Below are 17719 nucleotides of genomic sequence, written 5' to 3'. Positions count from 1 at the left end.
CGTCGTCATACCCGCACCTCTTTCCCTTCCGGCTTGGCAAAGCGGCGGCCCAGGCGATCGAAATACAGGTAGATCACCGGCGTGGTGAACAACGTCAAGACCTGGCTCACCAACAACCCACCCACCATCACCAAGCCCAGGGGCTGGCGCAGTTCGGCGCCGGAGCCGGTGGCGAACATCAGCGGTATGGCACCGAACAACGCCGCCAGGGTGGTCATCAGGATCGGGCGGAAGCGCAGCAACGCCGCCTGGTAGATCGCCGTCTGCGGGTCCATGCCCTGGTTGCGCTCTGCATCGAGGGCGAAGTCGATCATCATGATCGCGTTCTTCTTGACGATGCCGATCAGCAGGATGATGCCGATGATCGCGATCATGCCCAGGTCATTGCCGCTGAGGATCAACGCCAGCAAGGCGCCGATGGCCGCCGAGGGCAAGGTGGAAAGGATGGTGATCGGGTGGATGTAGCTTTCGTACAGCACACCCAGGACGATGTACATGGTCACCACCGCCGCCAGGATCAGCAGCAAGGTACTCGACAACGACGCCTGGAACGCCTGGGCCGCGCCTTGGAATTCGGTCTGCACGCCTACCGGCATGCCGATGTCCTGCTGGACCTTCTCGATCATGTCCACCGCATGCCCGAGGGCCACGCCCGGCGCGAGGTTGAACGACATCATCACCGCCGGAAACTGGCCGATGTGGGCTATCGCCAGTTGCGCCTGGCGCTCTTCGACCCGGGCCAGGCTCGACAAGCGCACCTGCCCTCCATCGGTGGTCTTGACATGGATCTGGTCCAGCGCCTGCGGTCCGATCCGCTCCCCGGCCTGGGCCTGCAACACCACGCGGTACTGGCTGGCCTGGGTGTAGATGGTGGAGATCTGCCGCTGGCCGAAGGCGTCATACAGCGCATCGGTGATGTTCGACACCGAGACGCCCAGGCGTGAAGCCGCGTCGCGGTCGATCACCAAGTAGACCTGCAAGCCCTTGTCCTGCAGGTCGCTGGCCACGTCGGTCAGTTCCGGCTGGCGGCCCAGGGCCTCGACCAGGCGCCCGCTCCAGAGGCTGAGCAATTCGGCGTCCGGCGATGACAGGCTGAACTGGTATTGGGTACGGCTGACCCGGTCTTCGATGGTCAGGTCCTGCACCGGCTGCATGAACAGGCGAATGCCCACCAGTCGATCCAGTTGTGGCTGCAAGCGGGCAATGATCTCGGTGGCGCTGTCATCCCGTTCGCTGTGGGGCTTGAGGTTGATCAGCAGGCGACCGCTGTTGAGCGTGGCGTTGTCGCCGTCCACGCCGATGTAGGACGACAGGCTCTGCACCGCCGGGTCGGCGAGGATCACCTTGGCCAACTGCTGCTGGCGCTCGCTCATGGCGGCAAAGGAGATCGATTGCGGCGCCTCGGAAATGCCCTGGATCACCCCGGTGTCCTGCACCGGGAAAAAGCCCTTGGGCACGGCCAGGTACAGCACCACCGTCAGCACCAGGCTGCCCACCGCCACCAGCAGGGTCAGTGGCTGATGCTTGAGCACCCACTGCAACTTGCGCCCGTAGGCAGCGATCAACCAGTCGATCCAGGCGCCGCTGGCGCGGTAGAAACGGCCCTGCTCTGCTTCCTTGGGCTCGCGCTTGAGCAAGCGGGCGCACATCATCGGCGTCAGGGTCAGGGACACCACCAGGGAGATCAGGATCGCCACCGCCAGGGTGATGGCGAACTCGCGGAACAAGCGCCCGACCACGTCGGCCATGAACAACAGCGGGATCAGCACGGCGATCAGCGACAGGGTCAGGGAAATCAGCGTGAAACCGATCTGCTTAGCGCCCTTGAGCGCAGCCTGCAACGGGCTGTCGCCCTCCTCGATGAAGCGGGCGATGTTCTCCAGCATGACGATGGCGTCGTCCACCACGAAACCGGTGGCGATGGTCAGGGCCATCAGGGTCAGGTTATTGATGGAAAAACCGGCCAGGTACATCACGCCAAAGGTGCCGATCAACGACAACGGCACGGCCACCGACGGGATGATCGTGGCACTGACGCGACGCAGGAACAGGAACGTCACCATGACCACCAGGGCGATGGCGATCAGCAACTCATGCTGCACGTCGGTGACCGAGGCGCGGATGGTCTGGGTGCGGTCGGTCAGCACGGTGACGTCCAGGCCGGCCGGCAGGTTATCGGTGATGCTCGGCAGCAAGGCCTTGATCCGGTCCACCACCTCGATGACATTGGCCCCCGGCTGGCGCTGGATGTTCAGCAACACGGCCTGGTTTTCATTGGCCCAGGCGGCAAGGCGTTCGTTTTCGGCCCCGTCGACGATCTCTGCCACGTCCTTGAGCCGCAGCGGCGAGCCATTGGCGTAGGCCAGGATCAGCTCGGCGTAGTCCTTGGGCGAGGTCAACTGGTCGTTGGCATCGAGCATCGAGACCCGGGTCGGGCCGTCGAAGTTGCCCTTGGGCTGGTTGACGTTGGAAGCACCAATCAGCGTGCGCACATCCGCCAGGTTCAGGCCGTTGGCCGCCAGGGCCTCGGGGTTGACCTTGATTCGCACGGCCTGGCGCTGGCCACCGGCGATGGTGACCATGCCGACGCCGCTGATCTGGGCGATTTTCTGCGCCATGCGGGTGTCCACCAAGTCATTGAGCTTGGGCAGCAGCATGGTCTTGGAAGTGATCGCCAGGGTCAGCACCGGGGTGTCGGCCGGATTGACCTTGTTGTACACCGGCGGCGCCGGCAGGTCCTTGGGCAGCAAGTTGGTGGCCGCATTGATCGCGGCCTGCACCTGCTGCTCGGCGACATCCATGTTGATGTCGAGGTTGAAGCGCAGGGTAATCACCGACGCGCCGCCGGAACTAGTGGAGGCCATTTGCGTCAGGCCCGGCATCTGCCCGAACTGCCGCTCCAGGGGCGCGGTGACCGCACTGGTCATCACATCGGGGCTGGCGCCCGGGTACAGGGTCATCACACGGATGGTCGGGTAGTCGACCTGGGGCAGTGCCGACACCGGCAGCAACCGGTAGGCGATCAGGCCGGCGAGGATGATCGCCAGCATGCTCAGGGTGGTGGCGACCGGGCGAAGGATGAACAGCCGCGAGAGATTCATGCGCCGCCCTTGTTCGCCTTGTCGGCCTCAGCCGGCTCAGGCACCGCCGCAGACTTGCCTTGCAAGTGCTCGGTCGGCGTGGTGGGCATCTCCTGGCTGTCGTTGACCACCTCCACTTCGCTGCCTTCCTTCAGGCGATCGGTGCCTTCGAGCACCACCCGGTCGCCAGCGGCCAGGCCTTCGGTGACCACGGTGTTCGTACCGTCGCTGGCCCCGATCTTCAGTTTCTTGATGGTGACCTTCTTGTCGCCCTCCAGGGCGTAGACGAAGGTGCCGTTGGTGCCGAACTGGATGGCCGCCGTCGGCGCCAGGACCACGCCTTTGAGGGTGTCGGCCAGCAGGTGGACGTTGACGAACTGGTTGGGGAACAGCGACTGGTCGCGGTTCTCGTAGCGGGCCTTGAACTTCAAGGTGCCGGTGGTGACATCGATCTGGTTGTCCAGGCTTTGCAGCAGGCCACTGGCCTGGCGCTTCACGTCGCCCCGGTCCCAGGCTTCGACGGGCAGCTTCGCCCCGCTGCGATAACGGGCGAGCACGGTGTCGAGGTTGTTCTCCGGCAAGGTGAACACGACGCTGATGGGTTGAGTCTGGGTAATGACCGCCAGGGCTGTGGTGTCGTTGGCCGACACCAGGTTGCCGATGTCCAGTTGGCGCAAGCCCACGCGGCCGGTAATCGGCGCGCGGATCCTGGTGAATTCCAGGTTGAGCTTGGCGTCGTTGACCGCCGCCTGGTTGGTCTTGACCGTGCCCTGGTACTGGCCCACCAAGGCCGCGGCGGTGTCGAGGGTCTGCTTGGCAATACTGTCTTCAGCGTAGAGGCCGCGATACCGTTCAAGGTCGACCTGGGCATTTTTCAGTTGGGCCTGGTTCTGCAAGAGCGTGCCTTCGGCCTGGAGCAAGGCGTTCTGGTACGGGCGTGGATCGATCTCGGCCAGCAAGTCCCCAGCCTTGACCATTTGGCCCTCTTCGAAGGCGATCTTGACCAGTTCGCCACCCACGCGGCTGCGCACATTGATGGTGTTGAGGGCCGTGACCGTACCCAGCGCCTTGAAGTACAGCGGGAAATCCCCGATCACCGCCGGCGCCACACGCACCGGGATCGGCCCCGTCGCCCCACCGAACCCCGGTCGCATGCCACCCGAACGTCCCACGTGCCCCGTCGCGGCCTTGTCCCCCTCCCCCGGCTTCTGGGCCGAACCACCGGGCCAGAACTTCCAGGCCAGCGCCGCGACGACCAACAGGACGAACAGGCCGAACAGCCAGCGACGGGAATTGCGGGAAACAGACGATTGCATGGAGTGATCAACCATTGGGCGCGTGGACTTCTTTTACGGGAGGCTGAACGATAAGCACTGGCGGGTATTTAGCAAAGCGCCTTTACCGGCAATTTACGTTGGGCTTACCTTTCGAATAGTCAGCTAAAGCCTTGAAGCACAAAAGAAAACGGCCTGGACAGGGCCAGACCGTTAACAATTGTAATAAATACCTTATTTCATTCCACTTATTTCAGAACAGCCAGGGCCGCATCGTAGTTCGGCTCTTCAGCGATTTCCTTGACCAGCTCGCTGTGCAGCACGGTGTCATTTTCGTCCAGCACCACCACGGCACGGGCAGTCAGGCCTTTGAGTGGACCGTCGGCAATCGCCACGCCGTAGTCCTGGATGAACTCAGCACCGCGCAGCGTGGACAGGTTCTGGACGTTTTCCAGGCCTTCGGCACCGCAGAAGCGCGCCTGGGCAAATGGCAGGTCGGCGGAGATGCACAGCACCACGGTGTTGTTCAGTTCGTTGGCCTGAGCGTTGAATTTGCGCACGGAGGTGGCGCAGGTCGGCGTGTCGACGCTTGGGAAAATGTTCAGCACTTTGCGCTTGCCGGCGAAGTCCTTCAGGGAAACGTCCGACAGATTGCCGGCGACCAGGGAAAAGGCTGGTGCCTTGGAACCAGCTTGTGGCAACTGACCGTTGACTTGGACCGGGTTGCCTTTGAGGGTGACTTGAGCCATGAACGGATTCCTTCTGACAGTTTGAAAATGGTGAGGCCGGAGTTAACCACGAAATGCTCGCGCGACCTATGGGCGGACATAAAAAGACATGGCGTCGACACCCCGGCAACGGCGATGGCTATTTGGCCTTGAGCTGCAGAAATGACTGATGCAAATCCGCCGCCCAGCCATCGATGACCCCTTTGACGTCATCGGGCTTCATGACCTGGGATTCGTTGGACAGTGGCTTGCCCGTGCCCTTGCGCACCACCTGGGCGACCACCGCGTTATTGCCTCCGTCGAGAAAAACCGCTTCGGTGCCCAAGGTGGTTTCCTGGTCGCGAATACCGCTGGCGGTGCTGACAGCGGCCGCCACCAGCGCAATCGGGACCACCTCATACGGTTTCAAGCCTTCGGTCTTGCTACTGACAGCCGTGATCGCCGCCCGTATCACCAATACACCCGGCCCAGGGACGGTCGCCAGGGGCAAGGACTTCCCCGCCTCCCGCATGAGGGCCTGATCGTAATACGCGGTGATGCCCGACAGCGTGGCCTGGGGGATCTTCACGGTCGGCTGCGGTTTGGGGTAAAGCTGCGTCGGCTCGATATAGAGGCTGGTGTACTTGTTCAGATCGATCTTCGGATCGACCCAACGCATGACCTCGGCCCCCGACGGCGACTTCTCTTCCTTGAGGCGGCTGTAATCCCCCAGGAACCCGGAATATTCATCCGGCTGGGTGACTTTGCTCGAACAACCCGCCAAGGCGAGCGAGGCCATGCAAACAAAGCCGATCATCGACGAAAACTTCATGCTGTCACTCCTGTAAGCCACACGAGGCGGGGCCGGAACTACAGGTATAGCCAATGGACAGGCTTTTGCCTGCCCTGAAAAGAACAAGTGATTCAGCCGCGCTCGCGAGGTATCAGGCTCTGCAATTGTTGGGCGAGGAAGTTTGCATCGAAGGCAAACGTGTCGGGGTCCTTCAACCCATTGGTCCGGCGCCATTGCCATTGCGTCGATGGCGGCTGGCACACCAGGGAAATGCTGCCGTGACGGGTCGCGGCCAGGCCGATGATCGACAAAGAAACCAAGCCGCCCACACCCATCACATCCGGCACGAACTCCACCGGTTTACCGGTAATGGCCAAGGTCAGTTTTTCGGTCTTGAAAGCGGATGTTTCTACAGGAACGTTCGACCCGTGAGCCACATACGTCTCACGGTTCAGTTCCAGCAGGCCGAGCGCCATGACCGGTGCCAGCCATTGCTCGATTTGCCCGTACAGCGCCTCGATCTGTTGCGTCCAAACCGCCGACTGGGCCTGGTGCAGTTGTTTCTTGTGCGCTTCGCTGTCGGCGTAGTGACGAAGCATCTCGCCCAGTTGCTGTACATCGTCCATGGGCCGTTCCTCGATTAGGGAGTACTGCGAAGCTGGATGATGACAGGTCCAAGAAGCCGGCGTACGTAAAAGCCACTTTACCTGCGTGACTAATCCTTCAGCGCAGTCGCGCCATGGCGAGGGTGTCCACCCAACGTCCGTCACGCACGGCATAGTCGCGCATCAGGCCTTCGCTTTCGAAGCCGAACTTGCGGTACAACCCGATGGCTGCTTCATTGTCGGCGTACACCGTCAGCTCGACCCGGCGTAGGTTCATCCAGTTGTCGGCGACGTCCAGCGCGGCGGCCAGCAGCATCGACCCCACGCCTTTGCCCTGCCAGGCGACAGCCACCCCCATGCCGAGGCTGCCGCAATGGGCCCGAGGCACTCGCGAAAACTGCTCCAGCCCCAGGTTGCCGATGACTTCACCCGCGTGCAGGGCCACCAGTTTCAACAAACGCTCGTCATCCGTCGCCAAGCGCTTGCGCCAGACTTCGGTGGACTGGAAAGGCATTTGCAGTACCTGGCGAGTCACCGCCGGGTCGTTGTAGAGCGCGGTGACACCGGCGATGTGGGCTTCAGTGAAGCGTGCGAGGGTAATCGAAGGCTCGGACATGGGGGCTCCTTCCTGGAGGCGCGACAAGGCCGACCACTATAAGCCGCGTCAGGTTACATCGGGAACCAGTGGGAGTTGTTGGTGGATGCTGAGTCTGTGGGCGCCCAAGAACCCATGTGGGAGCCGAGCTTGCTCGCGATGACGGCGGCACATTCAATATCAATGCAAGCTGAACCACCGCTATCGCGAGCAAGCTCAGCTCCCACAGGGAATTGTTGCTGGATGCTGAATCTGTGGACACCCAAGAACCCATGTGGGAGCGAGCTTGCTCGCGATGACGGCGGCACATTCAATATCAATGCAAGCTGAACCATCGCTATCGCGAGCAAGCTCAGCTCCCACAGGGGATTGTTGGTGGATGCTGAATCTGTGGACACCCAAGAACCCATGTGGGAGCCGAGCTTGCTCGCGATGACGGCGGCACATTCAATATCAATGCAAGCTGAACCACCGCTATCGCGAGCAAGCTCAGCTCCCACAGGGAATTGTTGGTGGATGCTGAATCTGTGGACACCCAAGAACCCATGTGGGAGCGAGCTTGCTCGCAATGACGGCGGCACATTCAATATCAATGCAAGCTGAACCACCGCTATCGCGAGCAAGCTCAGCTCCCACAGGGAATTGTTGCTGGATGCTGAATCTGTGGACACCCAAGAACCCATGTGGGAGCGAGCTTGCTCGCGATGACGGCGGCACATTCAATATCAATGCAAGCTGAACCACCGCTATCGCGAGCAAGCTCAGCTCCCACAGGGAATTGTTGCTGGATGCTGAATCTGTGGGCGCCCAAGAACCCATGTGGGAGCCGAGCTTGCTCGCGATGACGGCGGCACATTCAATATCAATGCAAGCTGAACCACCGCTATCGCGAGCAAGCTCAGCTCCCACAGGGAATTGTTGGTGGATGCTGAATCTGTGGACACCCAAGAACCCATGTGGGAGCGAGCTTGCTCGCGATGAGGCCCTTCCAACCGGCATCGATGTCTAATGAACGACCGCTATCGCGAGCGAGCTCGCTCCCACAGACAGGCTACTTCCGGCTTCGGTCAGGCCTGGAACCAATCCCGCCGCTCATCCAGCGTGTGGTAGATCAGTTCACGCAGCATCTGCACCTCAGGCGAGCCTTCGGCCTGGGCATTGACGGCCATCCACAAGTGCCGTTGCATCGACAGGCCGAACACTTGCGGCAACGCCACCAGACCTCGGTCGAAGCGGCTCATGTACTGCGGCAACAGGCCGATGCAGGCACTGCAGCGAATCATTTCCAGCATCAGTTCGTAGGATTGCACCTGCACCACACCGGCCCGGCGTTGTTCTATCAAGGCGTTCCACGGTGCGAAGCCGTCCACGTGCCGATCCGCCTGCCATTGCACCAGCATGTAATCGTTCAGGTCGTCCAGGCAGTCCGGGCGCGTGGCCGGGCGTGAGTAGCGCTTGGCGATGTGCGGCACATAGTCCAGCCGCGCCAGTCGATCCGCGGGCAATGTGGCGAAACTCGGCCCCGGCCCCAACGTGTGGGCATCGCTCAACCACAGCACCAGGTCGGCGCTGACGGCTTGCAGCGCCAGGTCACTGTCCAGGGTGATGATCTGCAGTCGCACGCTGGCGTTGCGTCGCAGCAATGAAATCAGGTCACGGCCCAGGATGTCATGCAGTATCGACTCGGCCACGGCCAGGCGAATCAAGGGTTGATCGTTCAAGGGCGGCGCGCTTTCGTGGGCCAGGCTGATCAAGCGCGCCTGCAACTGCCGGCCCTCGCGGCTGAGGGTCAAGGCGCTGCCCTGGAAGCTGAACAGCGAACGTTGCAGCCGCGCCTCCAATTGCGCCAACTGCTTGCGTAGCCAGGTCGCCTTGACGTTGAGGCTGCGGGCCGCTTGCATGAAACAGCCGCAACGGGCACTGACCAGGAAGCACTGCGCCACCTGCGGCTCGATACCGCCGGCCATGGCCAGCCACGGGTCGGGGGCACGCAACGGTGTGCGGTATGCGGTGACAGCCTGGCGTCCTGCGGGCTCGATGAAGGTCATGGGTGACTCCCTGTCGGTTGTACGAATACGTAATGCTGTGTAGGAGCTGCGTAGGAGCTGTCGAGTGCAACGAGGCTGCGATCTTTCCCAATACACTTGAATCTCAAGCGAAAGATCAAAAGATCGCAGGCTTCGCCAGCTCCTACAGAGCCCAGCGGGAGCAAGCTCCCTCGCCACAGGCCTGGGGTGGACCTGCCTAAAGCCCCTCCTCCAACACCTTGCTCAACTGCGCGCCATCGATGCTCAACGTCGCCGTGTCGAGCATGCCGTCCAGGTACGCCTTGGCGATCTGTTCCTGGCGCTGGGCACGCAAGGCCTGGGTCAGGCGCTCGCGGACTTCATCCAGGGTCGCCTCTCGGGCCGGTTGTTGCTCGGTGAGCTTGATGACATGGAACCCTGCCGGGCTCTGCACCGGGTCCGATACCGCGCCGACCTTCAAGCGCGCCACGGCCTCGCGCACCGGCGGCACCAGTTGCTGCAACGGCTGGTAACCACTGTCACCGCCGCGCTCGGCACTGGTGCGGTCCTGGGAAAAACGACTGGCCAGGGCGCCGAACTCAGCGGGTGAGGCCTGGGCTTTCTTGCTCAATTCCAGCGCTTGCCGGCGCACCGCCTCCACGGTTTGCGGTTCGGTGGCTGCCAGGAAAATCTGGCTGACACGGTACAATGCCGGCGCGGTCCAGTTGGCTTTCCCGGCGTCGTAAGCCTGCTTCAACTCGTCTTCACTGGGATACCCGGCCGGCACCTGGCTCACCGACTGCAAGTAATCGCGAAACACAATCTGCTCAGCCGCCGCTCGTGTCTGCCGCTCCACCTCGGGCCGCTGACGCCAACCCTGGGCATCGGCCTGCTCCAACACGGCTTTTTCCGCCAGGCGGGCACGGATCCAGCCCTCCAACGCAGCCCGATTACCCCGCATTTGCTGACGAACCTCGGGGGCCAGTGCGGCCAGCAAGGTCTTGAGCTCTTCGCGGCTGACCTGCTGGTTGCCCAGTCGGGCCAAACTCGGCGAGTCGGCCGAAACAACACTGGCGGTCTGCACCGCGGCGACCGGATCGCTGCCCGGCCGCAGGCCCAGCACCAGCGCCACGGCGATCAGGCCCAGCGCGGCGGCACTGATGACGAAGGTCGGCTTTTTCACGATGCGACGGCCTCCTCCAAGGGCGCCTCGACGGGCTCGGCCGGGGTTTGCGCCCGCGCCGCGTTCTGGCTGTACTCACGCAGGTAGACAATGAATTCCTGCAACAGGCGGTCCCACAGTTCCAGGTGACTGCGCAGATGATCGGCACTCACGCCCGCCGCAACCACGACGTCCATTTCCATCACCAGGAATTCGCCTTGCAGCGACAACCGGGCAAAACGTCGCGAGGCGTTCCACAGTTCTGCCAACCCGGCCGGCAATTGGCCCTGCACCCGCAACGCACAGCTGAAGGTGAAGTCCAGGTATTCGCCTGCAGTCGCCGCCGGATTGCCGAAACGCACGGCAAAACCGATGCCCTGGCTGGCACTGAGCAGTTGCACAATGCCGTTCTGCTCGGTTTCGTTGACCCGATAACCCGCCGCCTGCAACAACTCAGTCAGGGATTTTGCACCGACGTTTTCAATCATTGAGGTCATGTTCGATTCATCCTTGTTCTGTTCAGTGAGTGATCGAGGCCTGGGGCGCATCGAAACGGTTCTTGTAGAGATCATCGCCAAACCCTTGGGCCAGCTCTTCGAAACGCACCCGGGCCTTGGCCGCGAACGGCTGGCGGATCTTCACGATGTCAGTCACATCAATGGTTTCGTAGGCATGCAGCAGCGTCTTGGCGACTTCGTACATCTGCTGATTCTTGACCGAACATTGCTGCACTTGTGTGTCACGCTCGGTCAATTGCGCCTCCAGGCGGGCGCGCTCGGCCTCTTTGCCGCGAGCCAGGACCAGCAGTTCGTCGTAGGCTTTCTTGAACTTGCCCATTTGCTCGTTGCTGGCCGCCACCTGAGCCTGGGCCTGGCTTTGCAGGTTTTGCTGATGCCCAGCCAGTTGCTCATTCAGGGCCTGGGCCTTGCTCAATTGCGCGGTCAATTGCTTGATCTGCGCCTGGGCCTCCTTGGCCTGGCTCTCCGCGGCCTGCCGGGCGGCACTGGCCTGGGCCTGTTCGCTTTGCAGGGTTTGCAACTGGGCGGTGGTGCTGCGCAGTTGCGCCCGCAGGCGTTCTTCCAGGCCTTCGCCGTGGGCGCCGCCGCTCAGAAGCAGGCCCAGCACCAGTAACGCGGCCGGACATTGGTAGATGGCACGCCTTTTCATGAGGCCTCCCTGCGCTTAGAAGCGCGTGTTGATTTCAAGCTGCAAGACATCGATGTCGTACGGCGCGCCGTACACCGCTTCGGAACTCAACCAGCGACCGGTGGCGAAGACGTTGCTCGCCAGGCCATAGTTGCCGCCCAGGAAATAACCCTTGGCGTTGGTGCCCCCCAGATGGAATGACGAATCGTTGAAGCCGTCCGGCAAGGCGTCCGGCTGGATGTACTTGTAGCCGGCGAACAGGTTCCAGTCGCCCTCACGCTTGAGTTCCAGGGAGTTGCCAAGGGTGAACTGGAGCATCCAGGCGTTGGCGCCGCTTTCCACCTCGCCATCGCTGTCCAGGTTGTTGGCGAACTGCCCCGCGGAGCGCTTGCGCATCTCGCCTTCGTCGTAGCCCAGGTTGTGGACGTAGTGGGCCTGGCTGCGCAGTTTCAGGTCTTCGGGCAGATCGGTGTCCCACGCGAAGTTCAGGTCCAGCAGGTTGAACTCCGAGGCCAGGCCGACGTATTGCGGCTGTGGCGTGGTCGACGGGTTGAGGGGGTTGGGCGTGATGTCGCGCAGCAGGAACACGGTGTTGCCTTTCTGCATGAACGCTACCCGCGAACCGTCGCTGTCACAGCCTGGATCACCGGCCCAGGGCTGGCACGGCGAAGAACGCTGGCCTTCGATGTCGTCGAAGCGGTAATAGGCCAACGCGCCCTTGATCCGGTTGCTGTCGTTGATGGCCCAGTTGGCCCCCAGTTGCGCACCGTACAACCATTTGTTGTCGCTCTCTTCCTTGTCGCTGCCATTGCTGGTGCTGGTGTCGTTGGTGTACTCCACCGGGAACGCGCCGACGGTGCCGAACACACCCCAGTCCTGATTGAGCTTGTGGTTGAAATTCGCCGCCACGCCATCGAAGTTCAGGTCGCCGGAATACAACAGGTCAGTGGAGAAAAACGGGTTGGCGAAACGCCCGCCGGTCAGGGTCAATTCGTCCGAGGGTTTCCAGGTCAGGTAGCCCTGGTCGAGCCAGATGTCTTTTTTGCCAAAGCCACCACCGAGGGTCTGGGTGGTGGACACCGGGTTGTTGTCCGAGCCGGTGCCGATGCGGATGCCCGCCGTCCATTGCGGAGCAATCACGGCCTTCATGCCCAGGCGGGCACGCAGGCGGAACAGGTTTTCCCGGTCTTCGCGGGTATTGAGCAACGGCGGCAGGCTGGAACTGCTGTTGGGGTTGACGTCGTAAGGCCCCTTGTCATTGAGCCGGGCGAAATCGACGATTTCGTTGCTGTTGGTGCCTGAGTAATAGCGCGACTCGTCCCGCAGGCGAATGTCGCCATCGAAACTGATGCGTGAGACCCAATCCGGGAAGGTGTTGGGCTGGGCCCAGTTTTCCTGCTTGGCGGTGGCCATGACTTCGGCCTTGACCTGGTCGCGGATCTGCTCACGCACGATATTCGGCACGTATTGCACCCGTACGTCCCCCGGCGCACCAGCCGGCGTCGCGGCGACTGTCGTGGCGGCTTGGCGGGCCTGCACGGCTTCCCGTTCGGCCTGGGCGATCAAGCCATCGGCCTGGTCCTGTTTCAACACGCCCTGCTGCACCAGCAGGCGGATCAGATTGATCGTGGCGTTTTCCGAAGGCGCCGGGGCGGCGGCCGCGTGGCCGGCCAGGCTCAGGACCACCAGGCCGATCGCCCACGACAATCGATTCACATTGGAAATCATCTGCACACAACTCCTGTTGGCAAACTTTCAAATAGTCGGTTAACCCGGCCGCCGTCCCTGCAAGGACAGGCGCACGGGCAAAGTCAGGGAGGCCGGTGGCCGTTCACTCAAATGGGGCGCGGTACGCAGGGCGGCGATCACTTGCTCATCCACCTGCGGGTTGCCGCTGGACTTGACCAGCTCAACGCGGGTGATCTCCCCCACCGCGCTGAGCCAGACATCGGCCTGCAGCGAGAACGCCAGGCTGCGCAAGTCGGGGTTTTCCCGCAGCAAACGCTGGAAGGTGAACGCCAGGAACTGGCTGTAAGTGCCATTGCCCAGGCGCCCGCCCCCTGCCCCGGCCATGCCGCCGCCCTTGCCGGCACCGATGTTGAACGCGTCGTTGCCGGACTGGGCATCGCCGTCCATTTGCATCGGGTTCGCCAGGTCATCCACCGGCGACGGCGGCGCTTCTTCTTCGGGCTTGACCTCTTCGGGTTCCGGGGTCGGCTCTGGCTCGACCACTTTCTCCTCGACCTGGGGTTCCGGCTCCTTGGGCTTCTCTGGCGGTGGTGGGGGCGGAGGCGGCAGCGGGATGATGGTCGGCACCTTCGGGGCTTCGCGGCGCACGCCACTCATGTCGTTGGCCCACTGCCACAGCAACCAGGCCGCGACGGCGCCCAGCAGCAGGCCGGCGGCCCACTTGAGCAGGCGCAGCGGCGAAGTCTTCACCGGGGGCGGATCGATGGGAAGTCTGGCGGTCATGATCAGCCCTGGCTCGGTTTGCCGGTCACGAGACCGACCTGGGACAGCTCCAGGCGCCGCAACAGATCCAGCACTTCAATGACTTTCTGGTACTGCACCGTCGCGTCGCCGCGCACGATCACCGGGAAGTCCGGGCTCTGCGCCTTTTCGATGCGCAGGCGCTCTTCCAGCTCGGCCAGGGTCACCGGGTAGGCATCGAGGAACACCTGCCCGCCATCGTTCACCGAAATCGCCTTGGTCTTGGCCTCGGATAACGACACCGAGGCACTGGCCTTGGGCAGGTTGATCTGGATACCTGACACCTGGGCCGTGGCCGTGAGGATGAACATCACCAGCACCACCATGAGCACATCCACCAGCGGCGTGATGTTGATACTGTCGACCGCTGCATCATCGTCGTCATCGTGTGAAGCGTTTACGCTAGCCATGGCGACTCCCTCAGGCCGGTACGGACGATTGGACGTGATGACCGCGACGAGGGGCCGCTTCACCGGACTGGCCTTCGCCGTGCATCTCCGCCAGGCGTGTGATGAACTCGTCGACAAAGACCCGCATGTCGGCGCTGACTTCCTTGTTACGGGTGATCAGGCGGTTGTAGCCAAACAACGCCGGGATCGCGACGAACAGGCCCATGGCAGTGGCGAGCAATGCCGCGGCCATGCCCGGGGCGATAGCGTTGATGTTCACGTCGCCGGCCATGGCCGTGCCGAGGAACACCACCATGATCCCCAGCACAGTGCCGAGCAGGCCGATGTACGGCCCGCCGGCGATGGCGTTGGACAGGGTCGAGAGCTTCGAACTCAGCGCTTGGTTCTCGCGGGTGCGCACGCCATCCATCGAGCAACGGATCGCTTCGATGGTGGCCGCTGACACCGACGAGGTGTCAGCACCCTGTTCACGGCGGGTGCGGATTTCCTTGACGGCCACCAAGTACAAGCGCCACAGCGATGAATGTTGCAGGCGCTGGGCGAGGTCCTGGTCGTCGGCGAACATTTCCAGGCGCGTGCCGATCTTGGCGAACTGCTCGCGGAAGGCTTCGTTGGCGGCACTGAGGCGGCTGACCATGCGGTTCTTGCGGATCATGATGATCCACGACTGGAACATCATCAGCACCAGCACCCCGATGATCACCCAAGCGTCGAGCGGCACGGCGTTGAGCAGGAACCCCAGGCTGCCGAAACCGAAGCCGGACTGCTCTTCATCGACGCCGTAGGCCACCAGTTTCGATTCGGCGCCCTGGGCATTGGCGTCAGCCAACAGCAACGGCGCCGGGCGAGCGACCTTGGACAGACGCGCTTCGTCCATGGCGCCGCTGAAAGGCGCGAAGGCTCCGGTGGAGACATCAGCACCCAGGGCGATCGGCGAATTGAACGCCGGCATCGCCACCGCCAGGCTCGCGGCCTCACGCCCGTTGACGTACAGCACGACCCGGTCGCCCGAGGCGGTCAACGCCAGGTGCTGCCATTGACCGGGGTTCAGCGGCTGGGTCGAGACCGCGCGCTGGTCATTGATCGCTACGAACGGCACACCCTGGTTGACCCCGACCAACAGGCTGGTAGCAGCTTCGCGACGGGCCAGGATCACTTGTTCGCCACTGGCCTGGTCCTGGCGCAGCCAGGTGCTGAAGGTGAACGCCGCGCCGGCACTGTGTTGCAACGACGGACTGGCCGGCAACAACAACGGCTGGCCGTTGAACTGCAAGGCCCGCCCGATCACACCATCAATGCTCACGCCGGTCGCGCCCTGGGCATTGTTGCCGTAGGCCGTGGTATCCCGAGGCGGTACGCCGGTGGCGCCGTCGAAGTGGTACAGCGCGGTGTAGTCCGGGTCGAAGGTCAACTGGCCGCTGCTCGTGGCCGGCGCCTTCTGGTTGCCGTAATACATCCACACGTCCTGGCGCTGACCGCCCTCCACGCTCGGCACGTCGACCCAGATCAGCGCCATGCCCATCAGCGGGTCGAAGCTTTCGATCTGGTGATTGAGCACGGTCTTGTCGTCGGCACTGACGAAACGCAAGTCCGAGCCGTCGTCCTTGACCCCGTCGAAGGTGAAGTTGCCGGTGTGCAAGCGCACCAGCAACGCGGTGCGGCCCAAGGCCTGGGCGATGGCGGCGCCCTGGGGCGTGGTGTCCACCGAAATCTGTTTGCGATAGTGCCAGTCGTCCTGCCACCAGGCGTTGGCGGTCGCCGGAAGCACCAGCCCCAGGCAGATCAACAGGGATAACAATAAGCGTTGCATGGACATGACTCCTGGGTTCAAAACGTCGCTTGCAGGTTGAAGTGCAGGCGCGATTCCTGTTTCGAGGTGTTCGGCCCTTCGAGCAGCGGATAGCCCCAGTCGAGGCTGCCGGACAGCCATTTGCTCAGGCTCGCGCGGGTGCCGAGGCCGACGCTGGCGAGGCTGTAGTCGGCTTCCTGGTCGGGCAGTTCGTCACGCAAATACAGCTGCGCGCCTTCGGCGAAGGCATAGAAACGCCACTCCTGAACATAACTGCCGAGGAACTTGGCCAGGGACGGGGTACGCAGCTCCTGGGACAGCAGGTAGCCGTCATCGCCGGTGCGCTCGGCAGCCAGGTAGCCGCGCACCGAGGTGGCGCCACCGGCGGAGAATTGCTCGTTGGAAACCAGCGGCCCGGAGGCCAGTTGGAAGGCAGCCTTGGAGACGGTCTGCCAGTCGTTGCCGAAGGTGAAGGTGTAATTGCCGTCGCCCTTGAGCACCGCGAAGCTGGGGCTGGCGCGATAGCGCTTGTAGTCGAACTCTTCGTCGGAGCTGCCATAGCCCAGCAGGCTCCGGGTACCCGCCACCAGACTCAGGCCGAGGCCCAACTGGCTGTTTTCGCTGTAGCGAAAACCGTTATAGGCGAAGGTGAACGGCGCGTACTTGAGTGGCGCCTTGTCGCTGGCACCGCCCAGGTTCAGCTCTTCCTCGAAGTCCTTGAAATCCACCCCGACCGAAAAGCTGTTGGCCCATGCCCCCGTGGACGGCAGGCTGTAGATCGCCGACACCCCGTAGGAATGCCCTTTGCCCAACACGTTACTGCCGCCGACGGTCGCCACGTTGCTGTCGGATTGGTACCCCGAGAACTGCACACTCCAGCGTTCGCTCAGCGGCGCGGTGTAGGAACCCGACCAGACCTTGGCGTTTTCGGTGTCCTGGGGCGCGGTGAAGAAAGTCAGCGAAACGCTGTGGCCCAGTTGCCAGAGGTTGTTGTAGCCCAGGCTGGCGACCGTGCGCAGCTTTTCGGTGTCGGCACTGTAGTCGTTGTTCAGCTCCAGGCTGGCCTGCCAGGGGTCCTGGTCTTCGACTTGCAAATCCACGTCCATGGTCCCGGGGCGCTGGCCTTCGCGCACCAGCGGCATGACCTGGCGTCCCGGGGTCTTGTTCAACTGCGCCAGCTCTGCCTGGACCCGGGCGAAATCGGGTACCTCGCCTTCCTTCAGCGACGGCACGTCCTCACGGATTTCAACGGGCGAATAGTGCTTGGCCCCTACCACGCGCACCCGACCGATCTTGGTCTCGCTGACTTGCAGGTAAACGATGCCGTCTTCGACTTTCTGCTCCGGCAGCTCGACGAATACCGATTGATAACCGCGGGCCTGATAGGCTTTTTGCAGGGCTTCCCGGGCGCCTTCGATGTCGCTCAAGGCCTTTTGCGGCCCCAGGAACGGGTACACCGCTTCCTCGATGGCCCGGGCATCGAGCACGGTGTTACCGCGCACGAAATACTCGTTCACATCCACCAGGCGCGTCGGCGCCGCATCGGCCTGCTGCCCGCCTTCGCCGGCAAAGGCCGACGGCCCCCCGACCGCCAGTAGCAGCCAGCCCCACAGCGCCGGCCGCGATTTGAAGAAATGCTCCACACCACCCCCTGAATTCAAA

15 protein-coding genes are annotated in these 17719 nt (G+C 62.8%); all 15 read right to left on the bottom strand.

Annotation, left to right across the window (positions count from 1 at the left end):
- Window positions 1-5: 5 nt before the first annotated feature.
- A complete protein-coding gene (locus IB266_RS03425; protein ID WP_192260170.1) occupies window positions 6-3101 on the bottom strand; it encodes an MdtB/MuxB family multidrug efflux RND transporter permease subunit in 3096 nt (1031 codons plus the stop codon).
- Complete coding sequence (locus IB266_RS03420) at window positions 3098-4411, bottom strand: MdtA/MuxA family multidrug efflux RND transporter periplasmic adaptor subunit (RefSeq protein ID WP_192260169.1); 1314 nt, start codon at window positions 4409-4411, stop codon at window positions 3098-3100. Before IB266_RS03420 ends, IB266_RS03425 begins: the two co-directional genes overlap by 4 nt.
- Window positions 4412-4602: 191 nt before the next feature.
- On the bottom strand, window positions 4603-5103 hold the full coding sequence (gene tpx / locus IB266_RS03415; RefSeq protein WP_018602018.1) for a thiol peroxidase: 501 nt from the start codon (window positions 5101-5103) through the stop codon (window positions 4603-4605).
- Window positions 5104-5221: 118 nt separating this feature from the next.
- Window positions 5222-5893 carry a DUF3313 domain-containing protein gene (locus tag IB266_RS03410; protein ID WP_192260168.1) on the bottom strand — a complete coding sequence of 224 codons (672 nt, stop codon included), beginning with the start codon at window positions 5891-5893 and terminating at the stop codon, window positions 5222-5224.
- 92 nt (window positions 5894-5985) lie between these two features.
- Window positions 5986-6480 carry a hypothetical protein gene (locus tag IB266_RS03405; RefSeq protein ID WP_192260167.1) on the bottom strand — a complete coding sequence of 165 codons (495 nt, stop codon included), beginning with the start codon at window positions 6478-6480 and terminating at the stop codon, window positions 5986-5988.
- A 97-nt stretch (window positions 6481-6577) separates the two neighbouring features.
- The gene (locus IB266_RS03400; protein ID WP_192260166.1) at window positions 6578-7075 is read right to left on the bottom strand and encodes a GNAT family N-acetyltransferase; all 498 of its coding nucleotides are present in this window, start codon (window positions 7073-7075) and stop codon (window positions 6578-6580) included.
- Between the two features lie 1046 nt (window positions 7076-8121).
- On the bottom strand, window positions 8122-9102 hold the full coding sequence (locus IB266_RS03395; RefSeq protein ID WP_192260165.1) for a LysR family transcriptional regulator: 981 nt from the start codon (window positions 9100-9102) through the stop codon (window positions 8122-8124).
- A gap of 196 nt (window positions 9103-9298) precedes the next feature.
- Complete coding sequence (locus IB266_RS03390; RefSeq protein WP_192260164.1) at window positions 9299-10243, bottom strand: peptidylprolyl isomerase; 945 nt, start codon at window positions 10241-10243, stop codon at window positions 9299-9301.
- Window positions 10240-10719 carry a YbjN domain-containing protein gene (locus tag IB266_RS03385; RefSeq protein WP_192260163.1) on the bottom strand — a complete coding sequence of 160 codons (480 nt, stop codon included), beginning with the start codon at window positions 10717-10719 and terminating at the stop codon, window positions 10240-10242. The genes IB266_RS03390 and IB266_RS03385 overlap by 4 nt, the downstream gene beginning before the upstream one ends.
- 22 nt (window positions 10720-10741) lie before the next feature.
- Complete coding sequence (locus IB266_RS03380) at window positions 10742-11389, bottom strand: DNA repair protein (RefSeq protein WP_092164334.1); 648 nt, start codon at window positions 11387-11389, stop codon at window positions 10742-10744.
- Window positions 11390-11404: 15 nt separating this feature from the next.
- A complete protein-coding gene (locus IB266_RS03375; RefSeq protein ID WP_192260161.1) occupies window positions 11405-13096 on the bottom strand; it encodes a putative porin in 1692 nt (563 codons plus the stop codon).
- A 39-nt stretch (window positions 13097-13135) separates the two neighbouring features.
- A complete protein-coding gene (locus IB266_RS03370) occupies window positions 13136-13840 on the bottom strand; it encodes an energy transducer TonB (protein WP_192260159.1) in 705 nt (234 codons plus the stop codon).
- A gap of 2 nt (window positions 13841-13842) precedes the next feature.
- A complete protein-coding gene (locus IB266_RS03365) occupies window positions 13843-14268 on the bottom strand; it encodes an ExbD/TolR family protein (RefSeq protein ID WP_003201710.1) in 426 nt (141 codons plus the stop codon).
- Window positions 14269-14278: 10 nt separating this feature from the next.
- Window positions 14279-16078, bottom strand: coding sequence for a DUF2341 domain-containing protein (locus tag IB266_RS03360; protein WP_192260158.1), 1800 nt, complete (start codon window positions 16076-16078; stop codon window positions 14279-14281).
- Window positions 16079-16095: 17 nt separating this feature from the next.
- Window positions 16096-17658, bottom strand: coding sequence for a ShlB/FhaC/HecB family hemolysin secretion/activation protein (locus tag IB266_RS03355; protein ID WP_412548286.1), 1563 nt, complete (start codon window positions 17656-17658; stop codon window positions 16096-16098).
- Window positions 17659-17719 lie beyond the last annotated feature (61 nt).

It is taken from the genome of Pseudomonas sp. Pdm06, from assembly GCF_014851795.1.
GTDB classification, from domain to species: Bacteria; Pseudomonadota; Gammaproteobacteria; order Pseudomonadales; family Pseudomonadaceae; genus Aquipseudomonas; species Aquipseudomonas fluorescens_AA.
Note: the sequence above shows the minus strand (reverse complement) of the source record. Positions and strands in the feature narration are given on the sequence as shown.

Excerpts from the sequence above, each read along its gene's own strand:
- IB266_RS03425 (WP_192260170.1), bottom strand. The coding sequence starts at position 3,101 with ATGAATCTCTCGCGGCTGTTCATCCTTCGCCCGGTCGCCACCACCCTG.
- IB266_RS03420 (WP_192260169.1), bottom strand. The coding sequence starts at position 4,411 with ATGGTTGATCACTCCATGCAATCGTCTGTTTCCCGCAATTCCCGTCGC.
- tpx (WP_018602018.1), bottom strand. The coding sequence starts at position 5,103 with ATGGCTCAAGTCACCCTCAAAGGCAACCCGGTCCAAGTCAACGGTCAG.
- IB266_RS03410 (WP_192260168.1), bottom strand. The coding sequence starts at position 5,893 with ATGAAGTTTTCGTCGATGATCGGCTTTGTTTGCATGGCCTCGCTCGCC.
- IB266_RS03405 (WP_192260167.1), bottom strand. The coding sequence starts at position 6,480 with ATGGACGATGTACAGCAACTGGGCGAGATGCTTCGTCACTACGCCGAC.
- IB266_RS03400 (WP_192260166.1), bottom strand. The coding sequence starts at position 7,075 with ATGTCCGAGCCTTCGATTACCCTCGCACGCTTCACTGAAGCCCACATC.
- IB266_RS03395 (WP_192260165.1), bottom strand. The coding sequence starts at position 9,102 with ATGACCTTCATCGAGCCCGCAGGACGCCAGGCTGTCACCGCATACCGC.
- IB266_RS03385 (WP_192260163.1), bottom strand. The coding sequence starts at position 10,719 with ATGACCTCAATGATTGAAAACGTCGGTGCAAAATCCCTGACTGAGTTG.
- IB266_RS03380 (WP_092164334.1), bottom strand. The coding sequence starts at position 11,389 with ATGAAAAGGCGTGCCATCTACCAATGTCCGGCCGCGTTACTGGTGCTG.
- IB266_RS03375 (WP_192260161.1), bottom strand. The coding sequence starts at position 13,096 with ATGATTTCCAATGTGAATCGATTGTCGTGGGCGATCGGCCTGGTGGTC.
- IB266_RS03370 (WP_192260159.1), bottom strand. The coding sequence starts at position 13,840 with ATGACCGCCAGACTTCCCATCGATCCGCCCCCGGTGAAGACTTCGCCG.
- IB266_RS03365 (WP_003201710.1), bottom strand. The coding sequence starts at position 14,268 with ATGGCTAGCGTAAACGCTTCACACGATGACGACGATGATGCAGCGGTC.
- IB266_RS03360 (WP_192260158.1), bottom strand. The coding sequence starts at position 16,078 with ATGCAACGCTTATTGTTATCCCTGTTGATCTGCCTGGGGCTGGTGCTT.